The 17,244-nt window shown below is 67.1% G+C and carries 20 protein-coding genes; 12 read left to right on the top strand and 8 right to left on the bottom strand.

The window, feature by feature from the left end; all coding sequences use genetic code 11:
• Window positions 1-71 precede the first annotated feature (71 nt).
• Together QMX85_RS11895 and QMX85_RS11890 are read right to left on the bottom strand one after the other, a co-directional pair.
• A complete protein-coding gene (locus QMX85_RS11895; RefSeq protein ID WP_090231747.1) occupies window positions 72-701 on the bottom strand; it encodes an L-threonylcarbamoyladenylate synthase in 630 nt (209 codons plus the stop codon).
• 13 nt (window positions 702-714) lie between these two features.
• Entirely contained in the window at window positions 715-1,590 is an 876-nt protein-coding gene (locus QMX85_RS11890) for a PHP domain-containing protein (RefSeq protein ID WP_282341085.1), read from the bottom strand.
• 78 nt (window positions 1,591-1,668) lie between these two features.
• Here QMX85_RS11890 and QMX85_RS11885 point away from each other — a divergent pair, with 78 nt between their 5' ends.
• The 6 genes from QMX85_RS11885 to QMX85_RS11860 all read left to right on the top strand — a co-directional run bounded on the left by QMX85_RS11885 (window position 1,669) and on the right by QMX85_RS11860 (window position 5,654).
• Entirely contained in the window at window positions 1,669-2,259 is a 591-nt protein-coding gene (locus tag QMX85_RS11885; protein ID WP_282341084.1) for a septation protein A, read from the top strand.
• Window position 2,260: 1 nt separating this feature from the next.
• A complete protein-coding gene (locus tag QMX85_RS11880; protein WP_282341083.1) occupies window positions 2,261-2,560 on the top strand; it encodes a YciI family protein in 300 nt (99 codons plus the stop codon).
• A 38-nt stretch (window positions 2,561-2,598) separates the two neighbouring features.
• The gene (locus QMX85_RS11875) at window positions 2,599-2,976 is read left to right on the top strand and encodes a translation initiation factor 2 (RefSeq protein WP_282341082.1); all 378 of its coding nucleotides are present in this window, start codon (window positions 2,599-2,601) and stop codon (window positions 2,974-2,976) included.
• A 6-nt stretch (window positions 2,977-2,982) separates the two neighbouring features.
• Entirely contained in the window at window positions 2,983-3,660 is a 678-nt protein-coding gene (locus tag QMX85_RS11870) for a response regulator transcription factor (RefSeq protein WP_273233817.1), read from the top strand.
• 117 nt (window positions 3,661-3,777) lie between these two features.
• The gene (locus tag QMX85_RS11865) at window positions 3,778-4,239 is read left to right on the top strand and encodes a Spy/CpxP family protein refolding chaperone (RefSeq protein WP_282341081.1); all 462 of its coding nucleotides are present in this window, start codon (window positions 3,778-3,780) and stop codon (window positions 4,237-4,239) included.
• A 74-nt stretch (window positions 4,240-4,313) separates the two neighbouring features.
• Window positions 4,314-5,654 (top strand): HAMP domain-containing sensor histidine kinase, encoded by a 1,341-nt coding sequence (locus QMX85_RS11860; RefSeq protein WP_282341080.1) that lies wholly within the window; start codon window positions 4,314-4,316, stop codon window positions 5,652-5,654.
• 7 nt (window positions 5,655-5,661) lie between these two features.
• On the opposite strand, the gene QMX85_RS11855 is transcribed toward QMX85_RS11860, so the two are convergent.
• On the bottom strand, window positions 5,662-6,234 hold the full coding sequence (locus tag QMX85_RS11855) for a nitroreductase family protein (RefSeq protein WP_282341079.1): 573 nt from the start codon (window positions 6,232-6,234) through the stop codon (window positions 5,662-5,664).
• A gap of 191 nt (window positions 6,235-6,425) precedes the next feature.
• Between QMX85_RS11855 and QMX85_RS11850 the strand changes: the two genes are divergently transcribed.
• The gene (locus tag QMX85_RS11850) at window positions 6,426-7,880 is read left to right on the top strand and encodes a TrkH family potassium uptake protein (RefSeq protein WP_282341078.1); all 1,455 of its coding nucleotides are present in this window, start codon (window positions 6,426-6,428) and stop codon (window positions 7,878-7,880) included.
• Window positions 7,881-7,895: 15 nt separating this feature from the next.
• Here the strand turns inward: QMX85_RS11850 and QMX85_RS11845 are convergent, their stop codons facing one another.
• Window positions 7,896-8,909: an AraC family transcriptional regulator gene (locus tag QMX85_RS11845; protein WP_282341077.1), complete on the bottom strand. Its 1,014-nt coding sequence runs from the start codon at window positions 8,907-8,909 to the stop codon at window positions 7,896-7,898.
• A gap of 129 nt (window positions 8,910-9,038) precedes the next feature.
• Here QMX85_RS11845 and QMX85_RS11840 point away from each other — a divergent pair, with 129 nt between their 5' ends.
• The 5 genes from QMX85_RS11840 (at window position 9,039) to QMX85_RS11820 (ending at window position 13,096) form a co-directional block, all read left to right on the top strand.
• A complete protein-coding gene (locus QMX85_RS11840) occupies window positions 9,039-9,356 on the top strand; it encodes an Mpo1-like protein (protein ID WP_282341076.1) in 318 nt (105 codons plus the stop codon).
• Window positions 9,357-9,575: 219 nt separating this feature from the next.
• Window positions 9,576-10,964: an adenylate/guanylate cyclase domain-containing protein gene (locus QMX85_RS11835; RefSeq protein ID WP_282341075.1), complete on the top strand. Its 1,389-nt coding sequence runs from the start codon at window positions 9,576-9,578 to the stop codon at window positions 10,962-10,964.
• Window positions 10,965-11,032: 68 nt separating this feature from the next.
• On the top strand, window positions 11,033-11,800 hold the full coding sequence (locus QMX85_RS11830) for an AraC family transcriptional regulator (protein ID WP_282341074.1): 768 nt from the start codon (window positions 11,033-11,035) through the stop codon (window positions 11,798-11,800).
• A gap of 85 nt (window positions 11,801-11,885) precedes the next feature.
• A complete protein-coding gene (locus QMX85_RS11825) occupies window positions 11,886-12,221 on the top strand; it encodes a tRNA-binding protein (protein ID WP_273233809.1) in 336 nt (111 codons plus the stop codon).
• Window positions 12,218-13,096: a DMT family transporter gene (locus QMX85_RS11820; protein ID WP_282341073.1), complete on the top strand. Its 879-nt coding sequence runs from the start codon at window positions 12,218-12,220 to the stop codon at window positions 13,094-13,096. The genes QMX85_RS11825 and QMX85_RS11820 overlap by 4 nt, the downstream gene beginning before the upstream one ends.
• Window positions 13,097-13,138: 42 nt before the next feature.
• Here the strand turns inward: QMX85_RS11820 and QMX85_RS11815 are convergent, their stop codons facing one another.
• From QMX85_RS11815 to QMX85_RS11800, 4 genes are all read right to left on the bottom strand, one after another.
• The gene (locus QMX85_RS11815; protein ID WP_282341072.1) at window positions 13,139-13,660 is read right to left on the bottom strand and encodes a hypothetical protein; all 522 of its coding nucleotides are present in this window, start codon (window positions 13,658-13,660) and stop codon (window positions 13,139-13,141) included.
• A gap of 108 nt (window positions 13,661-13,768) precedes the next feature.
• Window positions 13,769-14,734, bottom strand: coding sequence for a D-glycerate dehydrogenase (locus tag QMX85_RS11810; RefSeq protein WP_282341071.1), 966 nt, complete (start codon window positions 14,732-14,734; stop codon window positions 13,769-13,771).
• Between the two features lie 44 nt (window positions 14,735-14,778).
• Window positions 14,779-16,107, bottom strand: coding sequence for an MFS transporter (locus QMX85_RS11805; protein ID WP_282341070.1), 1,329 nt, complete (start codon window positions 16,105-16,107; stop codon window positions 14,779-14,781).
• Between the two features lie 169 nt (window positions 16,108-16,276).
• A partial coding sequence (locus QMX85_RS11800) for an aldehyde dehydrogenase family protein (protein ID WP_282341069.1) occupies window positions 16,277-17,244 on the bottom strand: 968 nt, incomplete at its 5' end.

Raw genomic sequence — 17,244 nt, 5'->3', positions numbered from 1 at the left:
GCTGCTCGGGCTCCAGTGCGCTGGCCTCGAGCACGGGTTCGTCCTGCATGCTCATCTCCGCCGGGTACGCCTCACTGGCCGTCCATGAACGGCGCGGGGTCGCCGCAACCGACGCGGATCACCTGCGGTTCGCCCTCGGACAGGTTGACCACGGTGGACACCGCGGTGCCGCCGTAGCCCCCGTCGATGATCAGGTCGACGTGATGCTCCAGGGCCTGGCGCATCTCGTACGGGTCCTCCATCGCCTCGCTCTGCCCGGGCAGGATCAGGCTCACGCTCATCAGCGGCTCGCCGAGTTCCTCGAGCAACGCCTGGGCGATCGGGTGGCTGGGCACGCGCAGGCCGATGGTGCGCCGCTTGGGATGCAGCAGCATGCGCGGCACCTCGCGGGTGGCGCTGAGGATGAAGGTGTAAGGCCCCGGCGTGTGCATCTTCAGCAGGCGGAAGGCGCCGGTATCGACCTTGGCGAACAGGCCGAGCTGCGAGAGATCGCGGCAGACCAGGGTGAAGTTGTGCTTGTCGTCCAACTGGCGCAGGCGGCGGATTCGCTCCACCGCGTTCTTGTCGCCGATGTGGCAACCCAGCGCGTAGGAGGAGTCGGTCGGATAGACGATCACCCCGCCGCCGCGGACGATCTCCACCGCCTGCTTGATCAGGCGCGGCTGCGGATTTTCCGGATGGATCTGGAAGAACTGACTCATGATTGCTCCCTGCTCATTGAGCGACGACATGGGGCGTGCTCGCTGGCGCTTGCTGGAATCGCGCCCACAAGGGCGACAGGTCGTCCGGCAACGGGCGGTACATGCCCAGCTCTGACCAGTCGCCCGGGGCGTGGAAATCGCTGCCGATGCTGGCCATCAGCCCGAACTCGCGGACCAGGATCGCCAGCGAACCGACCTGCTCGGCCGGCTGCATGCCGTTGACCACTTCCAGGCCGTGCCCGCCGGCCTGGACGAAATCGATGATCAGCCGACGCCGCTTGCTGCGCGTCAGGCTGTATTGCATCGGGTGCGCCAGGCTGATCCAGGCGCCGGCCGAGCGCAGCGTCGCCACCGTCTGCTCCAGGGTCGGCCAGTGCTGCTTGACGTCGCCGAGCTTGCCGGAGCCGAGCCACTTGCGGAAGGCCTCGGCATGGTCGCGAACGTACTTGCCGCGGGTGAGGAATTCCGCGAAGTGCGGCCGCGCCGGCGCGTTGCCGCTGTCGCCCAGCTCCTGCTGGATCGCCCGCGCGCCCTCGAACGCGCCGGGCATGCCCTTGGCCTCGAGGCGCCGGCCGATTTCCTCGGCGCGCAGCCAGCGCCCGGCATGCAGCTCGGCGATGGCCTGCTGCAACTGCGGCGCGTCGGCGGCGAAGGCGTAGCCCAGCACATGGATGGTCGCGCCGCCCCAGGTGCAGGACAGTTCGATGCCGTTGATCAGCTGGATGCCCAGCCCGGCCGCCGCCAAGCGCGCCTCCGGCAGCCCTTCGAGGGTGTCGTGATCGGTCAGCGCAAGCATGCCGATGCCGCGCGCATGGGCGCGCTCGACCACCACGGAGGGCGCCAGGACGCCATCCGATGCGGTGCTGTGGCAGTGCAGGTCGACCTTCATATTTAAGGCTCTGGGCGAAGTTTCGCCGTCATTGATGTTTGCTATTATGCCGCCACATCCCGCTCTCTGGCTGCGCCCGTGAAACAATTCATCGACTTCATCCCGCTGCTGCTGTTCTTCATCGTCTACAAAATGGAACCCCGCGTAGTCGAACTGGCCGGACACAGCCTCAGCGTCGGCGGCATCTTCAGCGCCACCGCGGTGCTGATCGTCGCCTCGGTGGTGGTATACGGGACGCTCTTCGCGCTGCAGCGCAAGCTGGAAAAGGGCCAGTGGCTGACCTTGATCGCCTGCCTGGTATTCGGCAGTCTGACCCTGGCCTTCCATAGCGAAACCTTCCTCAAGTGGAAAGCGCCGGTGGTCAACTGGTTGTTCGCAGTGGCCTTCGCCGGCAGCCACTTCATCGGCGACAAGCCGCTGATCCAGCGCGTCATGGGGCATGCCATGGAGCTGCCACAGACGATCTGGAACCGCCTGAACGTCGCCTGGGTGGTGTTCTTCCTGTTCTGCGGCTGCGCCAACCTGTTCGTCGCCTTCACCTTCCAGAGCATCTGGGTCGACTTCAAGGTATTCGGCAGCCTCGCCATGACGGTACTTTTCCTGATCGGCCAGGGTCTCTATCTGGCGCGCCACCTGCACGACACCTCCCCTGAAAAAACCAAGGACTGACATGCTCTACGCCATCATCGCCACAGACGTCGCCGACTCCCTGGAAAAACGCCTGGCCGCCCGTCCGGAGCACATCGCCCGCCTGGAGCAGCTGAAGACCGAGGGACGCCTGGTCCTCGCCGGCCCGCACCCGGCCGTCGACAGCAACGATCCAGGCTTGGCCGGTTTCAGCGGCAGCCTGATCGTCGCCGAGTTCGACTCCCTCGAAGCCGCGCTGAGCTGGGCCGAGGCCGATCCGTACCGCGCCGCCGGCGTTTACGGCGGGGTGATCGTCAAGCCGTTCAAACGCGTCCTGCCCTGATTCGCCCCGTCGCACGCCTGCCTGGAAAAGGAAATCCGATGCGCCCACTCACCTACCTGTTCTTCGCCGCGGCGCTCGTCGCCCTTCCGGTGCACGCTCAGCAGAACGACGAAGCGGCGGCGCGGCTCGATGAGCTGGAACAACGTCTGGCGGTGAGCGAGGCACAGCGCAGTGAGCTGACCGAGCAATTGCAGCGGGCCACGCCACCCGAAGCCGGGCGCCAGATGCAACGGCTGCGCGAGGAAAACCGCCGCCTGCTGCAGGATCTTGAACAGGCCCGCAGCGCCAAGCCCCAACCGCTGCTCAGCGAGCAGCAACTGTGGTTCGTCATCGGTGGCGGGGTTGCCCTGATCGCGTTCTTCTTCGGCTCGCTGCTGCGCGGCAACCGCAGCGCGCGTCGGCAATGGACCAACTGAAGCGCCATGAGTGAACTGCTGCTGATCGACGACGACGAGGAACTCTGCGAGTTGCTGGTCAGTTGGCTAAGCCAGGAAGGCTTCCAGGTGCGCGCCTGCCACGACGGCAACAGCGCCCGCGCGGCGCTCGCCCAGCACGCTCCCTCGGCGGTGGTGCTGGATGTGATGCTGCCCGATGGCAGCGGCCTGGAATTGCTGCGCCAGTTGCGTGGCAACCACCCGGACCTGCCGGTGCTGATGCTCTCCGCCCGCGGCGAACCGCTGGACCGCATCCTCGGCCTGGAACTGGGCGCCGACGACTACCTGGCCAAGCCCTGCGATCCACGCGAACTCACCGCACGCCTGCGCGCCGTGCTGCGCCGCAGCCAGCCGGTCAGCGGCGGCAGCCACCTGCAACTGGACGACCTGAGCTTCAGTCCGGCGCGTGGCGTGGTCAGCATCGGCGACCACGAGATCAGCCTGACCGTATCAGAAAGCCGCCTGCTCGAAGCGCTGCTGCGCCAGCCGGGTGAACCGCTGGACAAGCAGGAACTGGCGCAACTGGCCCTCGGCCGCAAGCTCACCCTCTACGACCGCAGCCTGGACATGCACGTCAGCAACCTGCGCAAGAAGATCGGCCCGCACCCCGACGGACGCCCGCGCATTCTCGCGCTGCGCAGCCGCGGCTATTACTACAGCGCCTGACTGCGGCGACGATACACAGCGTTTACCAAGCCTTTACCCTCGCCTGACCGCCCTTGACTTTGCCGTCCGTAGACTGGGCACATCGGCAATCGGCCGGTTCAGACAAGGAGAAAACTCATGCGCAAGACACTCATCGCTCTCACGCTCGCCGCCGCCCTGCCCGCCACCGCGGTGTTCGCCGCGCCGGAAAAAGGCGGCCCCGACGTTCCGCCGCACATGCAGGGCGACCACGGCTGCGGTCCGAAGGACGGACCGCGTGGCGAACACGGGCCGTTCGGCGACCTGGATCTGACCAGGGAACAACGCCAGCAGGTCGGCAGGCTGATGGGCGATCAGATGGAGAGCCGTCGCGTACTCACCCGCAAGTACCTCGACAAGCTTCCGGCCGCCGACAAGAAGGCCATGGAAGACGAACTCGAGGCCGCCCGTGCGAAGAACGACAGCGCCATCCGCGCCCTGCTGACTCCGGAGCAGCAGAAGCGCTTCGACGAGAAGCAGAAAGAGATGGAAGAACGTCGCGCCGAACACGCCGAGTTCGAAGCCTGGAAAGCCGAGAAGGCGGCGAAGGCCAAGAATTGAGCAAAACCGCGTAGCACGCGCCCGTCAGGCTGGACCTGGCGGGCTTTTTTGCCATTGATGATCAAGGAATTGCCGTGCGTTCACTGTTCTGGCGCATCCTCGCCAGCTTCTGGCTGGCCATTGCCCTGGTGGCAGGCCTTTCCCTGTTGCTGGGGCATGCACTGAACCAGGACTCCTGGATTCTCAACCGGCATCCGGGGGTAAAGGATCTCGCCGAACGCTGGACGCAGGTCTACGAAACGGACGGGGAAGAAGCCGCGCAGAGCTTTCTGGAGCGTCATCGCCAGCGCTATCACATCGATGTGCAGGTGCTCGGCGACAACGGCCTGGCGGTCATCAAGGGCACCTTCCCGCCGCGGGCCGCGGCCTTCGAGGCCCGCCAGCACGGCGCCGGCGATCCGCGAGGCGATGATCGCGGCCTGCCCTGGCGGCGCCTGACCACCGACTACACCAGCCCGACCAGCGACGAAACCTACCTGTTCATTTACCGCATCCCGCGCCCGGAACTGGATGCCTGGCACCGCGACAGCCTGCTCTGGCCGCTCAGCGCGCTGGGCATCGCGCTGGTGGTGCTGACCCTGTTCAGCCTGCTGCTGACCCTCTCGATCACCCGTCCGCTGACACGCCTGCGCGGCGCCGTGCACGACCTCGGGCAGACCGCCTACCAGCAGAACAGCCTCGCGCAACTGGCCGCGCGGCGCGACGAGCTCGGCGTGCTGGCCAGCGACTTCAACCGCATGGGTTCGCGCCTGCAGGGCATGATCGGCAGCCAGCGGCAGTTGCTGCGCGACGTCTCCCACGAGCTGCGCTCGCCGCTGGCGCGCCTGCGCATCGCCCTGGCGCTGGCCGAACGGGCGACGCCGGAGGAGCGCGAGGCGCTGTGGCCGCGGCTGGCCAAGGACTGCGACCGCCTCGAAGCGCTGATCGCCGAGATCCTCGCGCTGGCGCGGCTGGATGCCGATCCGGGTCCGGTGCAACAGGTGGACCTTGCCGGCATCCTCGAGGGCGTCCGCGAGAACGCCAGTGTCGGCAACGCCGAGCAGCGCATCGAGATCGACATCGAGCCGGGCATCGCGCTGTTCGGTTGGCCGGACATGATCGATCGCGCGCTGGACAACCTGCTGCGCAACGCGCTGCGCTTCAACCCGGCCGATCAGCCGATCGAGATTCGCGCAGCGCGCCAGGGCGAGACGTTGCTGATCAGCGTGCGCGATCACGGTCCCGGCGTGGAGGCGCAACACCTGAACCAGTTGGGCGAGCCGTTCTTCCGCGCGCCGGGCCAGGCGGCGGCAGGGCATGGGCTCGGCCTCGCCATTGCGCGGCGCGCCGCCGAGCGCCACGGCGGCACTCTGCAGCTGGCCAACCATCCGCAGGGGGGCTTCGTCGCCAGCCTGGAGCTGCCGCTCAAGGCTTGAGCGGGGACTAGCCCCGCCAGGTGGTCACGAAATCCGCGGGATCGAGCGCCGGCGGCGTGCGCAGCTCGCCGCTGGGCGTGCCCATATAGAGGAAACCGACGATTTCCTCGTTCTTCGCCAGGCCCAGGCCGGCCTCGACGCGGGCATCGTAGGACAGCTCGCCGCTGCGCCAGACCGCGCCGACGCCCTGCGCGTAGGCAGCCAGCAGCATGCCGTGCGCCGCACAGCCGGCCGCCAGCCGCTGCTCCTGCGCCGGGACCTTCGGATGCGCCTGCACGCAGGCGATCACCACCACCAGCAGCGGCGCACGCAACGGCATCGCGCGGGCCTTGGTTAGCGCCTTTTCCAGCACCGCCGGCTCGGCGTCCGCCTGTTTCTCGGCGACCGCGCGGGCGAACAGCTCGCCAAGCGCCTCACGCGCCTCGCCTTCCACAGTGAGGAAACGCCACGGGCGCAGCTGGCCGTGATCCGGCGCGCGCAAGGCCGCACGGAAAATCGTATCGCGCTGCGCCGCGTTCGGCGCGGGCTCTTCCAGCCGGGTCACGGAAACACGCTTGAGCAGAGCGTCCAGAGCCTCCATCGGGCCACCTCCTGAAATTGAAATGAGTGGCCATTCTAGAGGGCGCCGGCCGGCCGCGGGCAAATGCCGTGACCATGGCGCCTCCCGAATCGCTCCCCGGCGCCCCCTGCGAGTGGCGAATGGCGGCGGTTTACAGCGCCGGACGCGCGGGTAGAATGGCGCCCCTTGCCCTCCAGACCCGAGTCGTTTCCATGGCCCTGCCGACCCTGCGCATGATCGGTTTCATTCTCGGCATCTTCCTCATCACCCTGGCGATCGGCATGGTCGTGCCGATGCTGACGCTCTTCTCGTACGACCGCAGCGACGACCTGCAGTCGTTTTTCTGGGCCAGCCTGATCACCTTCGCCACCGGCCTGCTGCTGGTGCTGCCAGGGCGCCCGGAGAACGTTCAGCTACGCCCGCGCGACATGTATTTCCTGACCACCTGCAGCTGGCTGACGGTGTGCTGCTTCGCCGCCCTGCCGCTGTTCTTCATCCAGCACATCAGCTACACCGACGCCTTCTTCGAGAGCATGTCGGGCATCACCACGACCGGTTCGACGGTACTCAGCGGGCTGGACGGCATGTCGCCGGGCATCCTCATCTGGCGCTCGCTGCTGCATTGGCTGGGCGGCATCGGCTTCATCGGCATGGCGGTGGCGATCCTGCCGCTGCTACGCGTCGGCGGCATGCGCCTGTTCCAGACCGAGTCCTCGGACTGGTCGGAGAAAGTCATGCCGCGCTCGCACATGGCGGCCAAGTACATCCTCTGCATCTATATCGGCTTCACCCTGTTCGGTGCGCTGGCCTTCCGCCTGGCCGGAATGAGTGGCTTCGACGCGATCAACCATGCCATGTCGGCGATCTCCACCGGTGGTTTCTCCACCTCCGACCAGTCACTGGCAAAGTGGCAGCAGCCTGCGGTGCACTGGGTCGCGGTGGTGGTCATGCTGCTCGGCAGCATGCCCTTCACCCTGTATGTCGCCACTCTGCGCGGCAATCGCATGGCGTTGCTGCGCGATCATCAGGTTCGCGGACTGCTCAGCTTCCTGCTGGCCATCTCGCTGGTGGTCAGCCTCTGGTACTGGATGCGCTCGGGGCTCTCATGGCTGGACAGCTTCCGTATCGTCACGCTCAACATCGTTTCGGTAGTAACCACCACGGGCTTCGCGCTCGGTGACTATTCGCTGTGGGGCAGCTTCTCCGTGATGCTGTTCTTCTATCTCACCTTCATCGGCGGCTGCTCGGGGTCCACCGCCGGCGGCCTGAAAGTGTTCCGCTTCCAGGTGTCCTGGGTTCTGCTGCGCGCCAACCTGCAGCAACTGGTGCACCCGCGCGCGGTGATCCGGCAGCAGTACAACGGCCATCCGCTCGACGAGGAAATCGTTCGTTCGATCCTCACCTTCTCGTTCTTCTTCACCTTTACCATCGCGCTGATCGCCCTCGGGCTGACCTTCATCGGCCTGGACTGGATCACAGCACTCACGGGCGCGGCCACTGCGGTATGCAACGTCGGCCCCGGAATGGGCCACATCATCGGCCCGGCCGGCAACTTCTCCAGCCTGCCGGACGCGGCGAAATGGATGCTGTCCTTCGGCATGCTGCTCGGCCGTCTGGAGATCATCACCGTGCTGGTGCTGCTGACACCGGCGTTCTGGCGGCACTGACCGCGCCCGGCCGGATCAGCGGCTGTCCAGCGCGGCGCGATACTCCCCCGGCGTGCTGCCGAACCAGCGGCGGAAGGCGCGGAAGAAGTTGCTCGGGTCGGCGAAGCCCAGCAGGTAGGCGATTTCCAGCAGGGTCAGATTGGGTTGCGCCAGGTACTGCTCCGCGAGTTCGCGACGGGTGTCGTCGAGCAGTTGCTGGAAGCTGGTGTGTTCGTCCTGCAGGCGTCTCTGCAAGGTTCGCTCGGACAGGTGCAGCGCCTGCGCCACGCTATCGCGACGCGGCTCGCCCTGCGGCAGCAGGCGACAGAGCACCTGGCGGGCCTGGTGGGCGACCCGGCTGCCGGAGAAGCGCGCCAGGTACTCGCCGGCGAAGCGGTCGTGCAACTGCGCCAGCGACTCGTTGGCCGACGGCAGCGGCGCCTCGAGATCGGCGAGTTCGAACAGCAGCCCGTAGTGTTCGGCATCGAACTGCAGCGGCGCCTGGAACACCTGGCGGTAAGGCTCCGGATCGTCCGGCGGCGGGCCCTGCAGCCACACCTGCAAGGCTTTGAGCGGCGTTCCGCTGATCCAGCGGCAGAAGGCCAGGGTGCACGCCAGGGAAGCTTCGGCGCTCTGCCGGGCGGGCGGCAGACGGTCGCCATGGATCGCCAGCGTCAGCGCGCCGCCCTCGGGCAGCATGCGCAGGTTCAGGTCGGCGCCCTCGGCGATGATTCGCTGGTAACGCACCAGACGGGTCAGGCCCTCCCGCAGGGTGCGGCTGGACATCAGCGCGTAACCGACCACGTGCAGCGACGCGGGCCGCACCACGCGGGCCATGTTCAGGCCGATGGCCGGGTTGCCGGACAGCTCCACGGCGCGGTGCCAGAGCCGGGTCATGCCGTCCTGCGGGAAACGCGCCTCCGCATCGCCCAGCGCGGCGTAGTCCATGCCCAGCTCGAGGAACAGCGCGCGACAGTCGACGCCGCCCATTTCCAGGCCCTGGACGATGCTCTGCGCCCAGCTCGATGAAGTTGTCCGTAGTTCGCTCATGGCGTCTTCTTGTCGTCGGATCAGGGCCTGCGGCGCCGTGTCGCAAGGATACTAGACTGGCCCCCATTGTCACTGGCCTGCGCGGCCGTCCGATCTAGACTTTGGGAACACAATGACAGGAGGTGCGAGATGAGTACGCAAACCGCCGAACGCTTCAGCCGCTTCGCCGACTTCTACCCCTATTACCTGGCGGAGCACAGCAATCCGGTGTGCCGTCGGCTGCATTACGCCGGCAGCCTGCTGGTGCTCGGCATCCTGGCCTACGCACTGGTCAGCCAGCAGTGGATCTGGCTTCTGGCCCTGCCGGTGGCGGGCTACGGGTTCGCCTGGGTAGGCCACTTCATCTTCGAGAAGAACCGCCCAGCGACCTTCCAGTATCCGCTCTACAGCTTGATGGGCGACTGGGTGATGCTCAGGGACGCCTTCACCGGACGCATTCCCTTCTAACGGTTTCCTGACGTTTTCCGCCGCAACGACGGCGGAACGTCGACGAGCCGCACATCCCACCCGCTTTCTGCCTGATTCCCGCGTCATCCGGCGGCCGTGATTGGCTGCTGGACGGTGCTTCGCTATGATCCCGCCGTCGGGGCGCTGGTCGGCCTCATGGACTGAAAAGACGTACGTGGCCACGGTGCCCATCGCCTCACCAGGGATCGTTCCAATCAGATGAAGTCTTTCCCCGCGACCCCGCTAGACGGGCTGCCGACGCCGCCGATCCGCGAATACTACCTGCGCGTGCTGGCGTACATCGCCACCGCCGCAGCCATTGCGGCGGGCACCTACGTCAATCACTTCGGCCACGACATTCTCTGGCTGGTGCCCTACGCCCTGCTCTATCCGCATCTGGCCTATCAGCTCGGACGGCGCTTCAAGACCGGTCACGCGCGAAGCGTCGACCTCGCCCTGCTCGCCATCGATGCCCTGCACGCGGGCGCGGCGGTCGCGCTGATGAGCTTCTCGGTGGTGCCGAGCCTGATGAACCTGCTGATGATCGGCTTCAGCGCGCTGGTGGTCGGCGGCCTGCTCTACCTGGGCCTCGGCCTGCTGATGGCGCTCGGCGGCGTGCTGCTCTGCAGCGCCCTGGTCGGGCCGCGGCTGGCCTTCGCCACGCCGCCGCTGGTGGCCCTGGTGAGCATCCTCTTCAGCTCGCTGTTCATCTGCATCAGCGCCTACTTCGCCCACCAGCAGGGCCTGCGCCTGGCCCAGGTGCGCAACGAGATCCGCCGCGAGCAGGAAAAAGCCGCGCGCCTGGCCCACGGGCTGGCCAAGTACCTGTCCCCGCAGGTCTGGGAGTCGATCTTCAAGGGCAAGAAGAGCGTGCGCCTGGAAACCCAGCGCAAGCGCCTTTCGGTGTTCTTCTCCGACATCAAGGGCTTCACCGAGCTGTCCGAGGAGCTGGAAGCCGAGTCGCTGACCGACCTGCTCAACACCTACCTCAACGAGATGTCGAAGATCGCCCTGAAACACGGCGGCACCATCGACAAGTTCGTCGGCGACAGCGTGATGGTGTTCTTCGGCGACCCGGCGACCCAGGGCGCGAAAAAGGATGCGCTGGCCGCCGTTTCGATGGCCATCGCCATGCGCAAGCACATGAAGGTGCTGCGCCAGCAGTGGCGCGCCCAGGGCATCACCAAGCCGCTGGAAATCCGCATGGGCCTGAACACCGGCTACTGCACGGTGGGCAACTTCGGCGCCGACACGCGCATGGACTACACCATCATCGGCCGCGAAGTGAACCTCGCCAGCCGCCTGGAAAGCGCCAGCGAAGCCGGCGAGATCCTGATTTCCCACGAGACCTATTCGCTGGTGAAGGACGTGATCATGTGCCGCGACAAGGGCCAGATCGCCGTGAAGGGTTTCAGCCGTCCCGTGCAGATCTACCAGGTGGTGGATTTCCGCCGCGACCTCGGCGCCAGCTCCAGCTACATCGAGCACGAATTGCCCGGCTTCTCCATGTACCTCGATACCAACGGCATCCAGAACTTCGACAAGGATCGTGTGGTGGAGGCGCTGCAACAGGCGGCCGAGAAGCTCAAGGACAAGGTGATTCTCTAACCCGCCTTTCCTTTTCCATCTCGACGGCCGTTCTGGGTAGACTGCGGCGATCCGCCGAGGAAACCGCGATGCCATCGATCCTGACCCTGCGCCACTACAGCCACGAACTGGTCGCCCACAGCCATGCCCACGCGCAGCTGGTGTTCGGCCTGTCCGGGCGCCTGGATTTCGAGGTTGCCGGGCGCGGTAGCCAGGTGATCCAGCAGACCCTCGCGGTGGTGCCCGAGGACGAACACCACGCCTGCGGCAGCCCGTACGGCAGCCGTTGCCTGGTGCTCGACGTGCCGCCCCGCGACTGGTTGCGCAGCCGGCTGGGCACGCATGCCGACACCTGCGCGCGGATTCTCGAACGCCCCGGCGCGCTGCAACTGAATGCACCGCAGAGCCAGCTGGTCGGCTGGCTCGCGGCGAGTCCGATCAACGACGCGGTGATCGCCGAACAGGGCGCCGCGCTGCTGCTCGCCAGCCTCGCCAGCGCCGCTCCCGCCGACGCACGCGCCCAGCGCCTGCCGCTGGACGCCCTGCGCGCCTACGTCGAGCGCAACGCCGCGCGGCCGCTGCAGGTCGCCGACCTGGCGCGCCTGGCGGGGCTCTCCGCGGCGCGTTTCCATCTGCGCTTTCTCGAAGAGACCGGGCAGACGCCGATGGATTTCGTTCGCCAGCGTCGCCTGACCCTGGGCCGCGAGCTGCTGTTGAACAGCGCCCGCGCCATCGGCGAGATCGCCACCTGCGTCGGCTATGCCTCGCAGAGCGCCTTCACCGCCGCCATGGTGCGCGAGTTCGGCCGGTCGCCGCGGGCGCTGCGCCGCGAGCTGCGCGACAAAACCGGCGAGTAGCGCGACAGACGGCCGCGTCTGCCGCCCCGTAGAATCGAGTCTCCCCGGCCAATCGAGCCGGCCCCGAACGCCCCCGAGGATCAGCATGTCCAGCATCACCTGGGAGGATTTCCAACGCGTGGAACTGCGCGTCGGCACCCTGCTTTCCGCCCGTCTCAACGAAAAAGCCAACAAACCCGCCTACGTGCTGGAGGTCGACCTCGGCGAGCTGGGCGTGAAGACCTCCAGCGCGCAGATCACCGCGCATTACGCCGCCGAAGACCTGCCCGGTCGCCAGGTGCTCTGCGTGTGCAACTTCGAGCCGAAACGGATCGCCGGTGTGCGCTCCGAGGTGCTGGTCACCGGCGTCTACGATGCCGACGGCAAGGTGGTCCTGGCCGGTTTCGACAAGCCCCTGGCCAACGGCGCGCGCCTCGCATGACGCCGCGTCGCGCGCTCATCGGCCTGCATATCGGTGCCCTGGCCTTCGGTCTCAGCGGCATCTTCGGCAAGCTGGCGCTGGCCGCCCCGCTGGCCATCGTCGTCGGCCGCTCGCTGTTCGCCGTGGCCGCGCTGATTCCGTTCAGCCGCCTGCGCTCCGGTGAATCGTCGATAGATCGGCGCCGCCTGGCGATGCTCGCCGGGAGTGGGCTGCTGCTCGGCGGGCACTGGCTGACGTTCTTCTACGCCGTGAAGATTTCCGGCGTGGCCATCGCCACCCTGGGGTTCGCCAGCTTCCCGGCCTTCACCGTGCTGCTAGAGGGACTGCTGTTTCGCGAGCGCATTCAGCGCCGCGAATGGACCCTGGTTGGCCTGGTCAGCCTCGGGTTGGTGCTGGTCACGCCGCACTTCGACCTCGCCAGCAGCTCCACCGCCGGGCTGCTCTGGGCGGTCGCCTCGGGCCTGCTATTCGCCCTGCTGACGCTGGCCAACCGCGCCACCGTGAAGGGCCTCAACCCGATGCAGGCGGCGCTTTGCCAGAACGCCGCGATCCTGCTCTGCCTGCTGCCGTTCGCCTGGCGGGACCTGCTCGAGGTACGCGCAATGGACTGGCTGTGGCTGTTCATGCTCGGGGCGTTCTGCACGGGTGTCGCGCACAGCCTGTTCGTCTCCGCGCTGCACGTGCTGAATGCGCGCTCGGCGGCGCTGGTGTTCGCCCTCGAGCCGGTCTACGGCATCGCGTTCGCCTGGTGGCTGTTCAGCGAGCAGCCGACCCTGCGCATGCTGCTGGGTGGAGCGCTGATCATCGCCGCCATCGTGCTTTCCAGCCGGGCGAAGAACGATCCGCCCGCCGTAAAGGCCGTGGAAACCCTCTAGAAGACCCACGCCAGGCCCGCCGAACGTGGGCCTGGCGCCGCCTCAGTTGATGCTGTAGCCACGACCGGCCAGGCAGGCGCCCAGCGCTCGCCGGTAGATATCCGCCACGCCCGGCGATGGTGCGGATTGCGCGGCGGCCGGATCGAAACCGCTCTGCGTTACCGCCCAGCCGTGGCACTCGTAGCGATCGCGGGCCTGCTGGTCGGCGCTCTGGCCCTGCGCCGGGTAGGCGATCACCTCGTAGTTGCCCACCGGCACCGCCTGGACCACCGGTGGCGGGTTGACCACCACGTACTGCTCGCGCGGCGCATCCCACAGGTAGTAGGCACCGGCGGCGAGGAAGTACAGCGTGCTGCCGATCCAGATTTCCCGTGCCGCGCCGGGCAGGCCATGACCGTGACGCGGCCCTGGCGGGTAATAGCGCTCTCCGCCCGGCCCGCCTGGGCCGCCCGGACCTCCGGGCCCGCCGTGCCCCGGCGGGCCGGACGGGCCGGCGAACACCGGCACGGCGAGCACCAACGACAGCAGGCCAACGAGACCGGCACGCATCAGAGTGGACGACATCTGGCACCTCCTGAACGAACGCAAGCGCACCTTGCGCCGGCGAATTATCTCGCGGGCGCAGGTACGCTGCTGTCAGTGCCAGGTAAGGCCTGGGTAAATCCGCGCCGATCAGAGCTCGACCGGGTAGGTCGGTTCGCGGCCGTCGAGCACGGCGATCAGATTGTCCGCCGCGGTGCGCGCCATCAGCTCGCGCGCTTCGTGGGTCGCCGAGCCGATGTGCGGCAGTGCCACCAGGTTGGGCAGCGCCAGCAGTGGCGAGTCGCCCGGCAGCGGCTCCTTCTGGAACACGTCGAGACCGGCGCCACGGAATTTTCCGGCCTTGAGCGCGGCGACCAGCGCGGTCTCGTCCACCACCGGGCCACGGGCGATGTTGATGAAGATCGCGTCCTTGCGCAGCAGGCCGAACTCGCGCTCGCCGATCAGGTGATGGGTTTCCGCCGAGAGCGGCACGCAGACGCAGACGAAGTCGGCCTCGCCGAGCAACGCGTCCATCGACAGCCGCCGCGCGCCGAACTCGTCCTCGTACTGCGGCTTGTCGCTGTGGCCGCTGTAGAGGATCGACATGCCGAAGCCGAAATGCGCGCGCCGCGCGACGGCGGCACCGATGCGCCCCAGACCGATGATGCCGAGGCGCTTGCCGTGCACGTCGACGCCGAAATGGGCTTCGCCGATGCTCGCCTTCCACTCGCCCTCCCGGACCAGCGTGGCCAGTTCGACGGCACGTCGCGCGGTCATCATCAGCAGCATGAAGCCGGTGTCGGCGGTGGTTTCGGTCACCGCGTCCGGGGTATTGGTCAGGCGGATGCCGCGCCGTTTCAGGTAGGCCACGTCGTAGTTGTCGTAACCGGCGGAAATGGTCGAGATCACCTGCAGCTTCGGCGCATGCTGCAGCACCGACTCGTCGAGCTTGCTGCCGGCGCCGATCAGCCCGTCGGCGTCGGCCAGGGCAGCGATGAACGCCTCCCGGTCGGCGCCCAGCGGGTCGAGGAAGACGCTCAGCTCGTAACGCTCGCGCAGGTCGGCCATCACCTCGGCGGATGAGGCGCGGCTGAATACCAGTACTTTCTTCTTCACGGAATTTCCTCGTTCGACGGCGGCGCGAACGCCGCCGGATTCAGTCAGCTGTCGGCCGGTACTTCCTTGGCATAGAAGCGCGAAGGCACCGCCCAGATGATCAGCGCGGTGGCCAACAGGCAGGCGCCCGCCAGCATGAACAACGCCAGCGACGAGCTGCCCGACAGATCCCGGACCTTACCAACCATGAACGGACCGACGATACCCCCCAGTTGCCCCAGGGAGTTGATCAGGGCGATACCGGCGGCGGCGGCCAGACCGCTGAGGTAGCGCGGCGGGATGGTCCAGAAGATCGGCATCCAGGCGATGATGCCGGTCATGATCAGGCACATGCCCAGCATCAGCAGGGCGATCTGTCCGTAGAACAGCGCGCAGACCAGGTAGCCGCAGGCGGTCATCGCCGCGCAGAACGCCATGTGCCAGCGGCGCTCGCCGCGCATGTCGGAACTGCGGCCGATGAGCAGGTTGCCGACCACCGCGACGATGTAGGGGATCATGGTCAGCAGGCCGATGCGCATGGTGTCGTCGACCCCGGCATTGCGGATCAGCTGCGGCATCCAGAACAGCAGCCCGGTCAGCGCCATCACCAGGCACAGGTAGATGCCCGACAGCGCCAGGGTCGCCGGTTCCTTGAGGATCGAACGCAGCGACTGCGAGCCTTCGGGCTGCACTTCGCGCGCCATGCGCTCGGCGAGGAAATCCTTCTCCTCGCGGCTCAGCCAGCGCGCATCCTCGATGCGGTCGGCCACCAGCCAGAGCACCACCAGGCCCAGCAGCACCGACGGCAGGCCTTCGAGAAGGAACAGCCACTTCCAGCCGGCCATGCCGCCGACACCGTCGAAATGGCCGAGGATGAACCCCGCCAGCGGTCCGCCGATGATGCCGCACAGGCAGATCGAGCTCTTGAAGTAGGAGTTGATCCGCGCACGGCGGTTGCCGGGATACCACTGGGTGAAGAAATACAGCACGCCGGGCACGAAGCCGGCCTCCATCACGCCGATCAGGAAGCGCAGCACGTAGAACCAGGTCTCGTTGCTGACGAACATCATCGCCGCCGAGGCCAGGCCCCAGGAGATCATGATCCGGGCGATCCAGACGCGGGCGCCGATGCGGTGCAGGAGCATGTTGCTCGGCACCTCGAAGAGGAAATAGCCGACGAAGAACAGGCTCGCGCCCAGGCCGTAGACGGTGTCGCTGAAGCCGAGGTCGCTCTGCATCTGCAACTTGGCGAAGCTGATGTTGACCCGGTCCAGGTAGGCGAAGAGGAAACAGAGGATGAACAGCGGAACGATCCGCCAGTTCACCTTGCGGTAGATGCGGTTTTCCAGGGATTCCTGGGCAGCCGCGTCCGCGGCCAGCGTGCTGGTATTCATGGTTGACCCTCGTTGTTGTTCTTGTAATGGCCTACGGCGGGGTTGTCGGAGGCTATTGGTTCACTGTCGCAGGGCTGAAGATCAGCCGTAGGGTGGGCTTCAGCCCACCGATAAGTCGGTGCATTGAGGGTGGAGCGCCGCCCGCCCCACCCTGGGGTCGATTGATGGCTTACAACGCCTCGCGGCTCGGCGTGCCGTCCACTAGGCGCTGGATGCCCAGCGGGTTGGCGTTGCGCAGCGCTTCGGGAAGGAAGGCGTCCGGGTAGTTCTGGTAGCACACCGGGCGCAGGAAGCGGTCGATGGCAAGCGTCCCGACCGAGGTGCCGCGCGCGTCCGAAGTCGCCGGGTACGGCCCGCCGTGCACCATCGCATCGCAGACTTCCACGCCGGTGGGGTAGCCATTGAGCAGCAGGCGCCCGGCCTTCTGTTCCAGCAGCGCCAGAAGGTCGCCGTAGGCGTCCAGGTCCGCCGGTTCGGCGATCAGGGTCGCGGTGAGCTGGCCGTGCAGGCCGTGCAGCGCCTGGATCAGCTCGGCCTTGTCGGCGACTTCGACGACGATGGTGGTCGGGCCGAAGACCTCTTCCTGGAGCAGCTCGTCACCGTTCAGCAGCAGGCTGACGTCGGCCTTGAACAGCTGCGGGCGGGCCTGGTTGCCCTCCTGGGTCGAGCCGGCCAGGTGGCTGATGCCCGGATGTTTGTGCAGGTTGTCCAGGCCGTGGCAGTAGCTCTTCAGGCCACCGGGATTGAGCATCGTCTGCGCCGGCTGGTCGCCCATCAGCGCGGCAAAGCGCTCGAGGAAGGCGGAAAACTCCGCCGACCGGATGCCGATCACCAGGCCGGGGTTGGTGCAGAACTGCCCGGCGCCGAGCACCACGGAGCCGGTAAGCTCGGCGGCGATCTTCTCGCCACGGGTCTTGATCGCCTCGGGCAGCAGGAGCATCGGGTTGATGCTGCTCATCTCGGCGAACACCGGGATCGGCTGCGGACGCGCCGCCGCCATGTCGCACAGCGCACGACCGCCGCGCAGCGAGCCGGTGAAGCCGACCGCCTGGATCGCCGGGTGCTTGACCAGCGCTTCGCCCACGCCGCCGCCGTAGATCATGTTGAACACGCCCTTGGGCATGCCGGTCTTCTCGG

The sequence above is a fragment of the Pseudomonas sp. PS02288 genome (genome assembly GCF_029959715.1).
GTDB lineage: Bacteria > Pseudomonadota > Gammaproteobacteria > Pseudomonadales > Pseudomonadaceae > Pseudomonas_O > Pseudomonas_O kuykendallii.
This window is presented reverse-complemented; position numbering and strand designations above follow the sequence as displayed.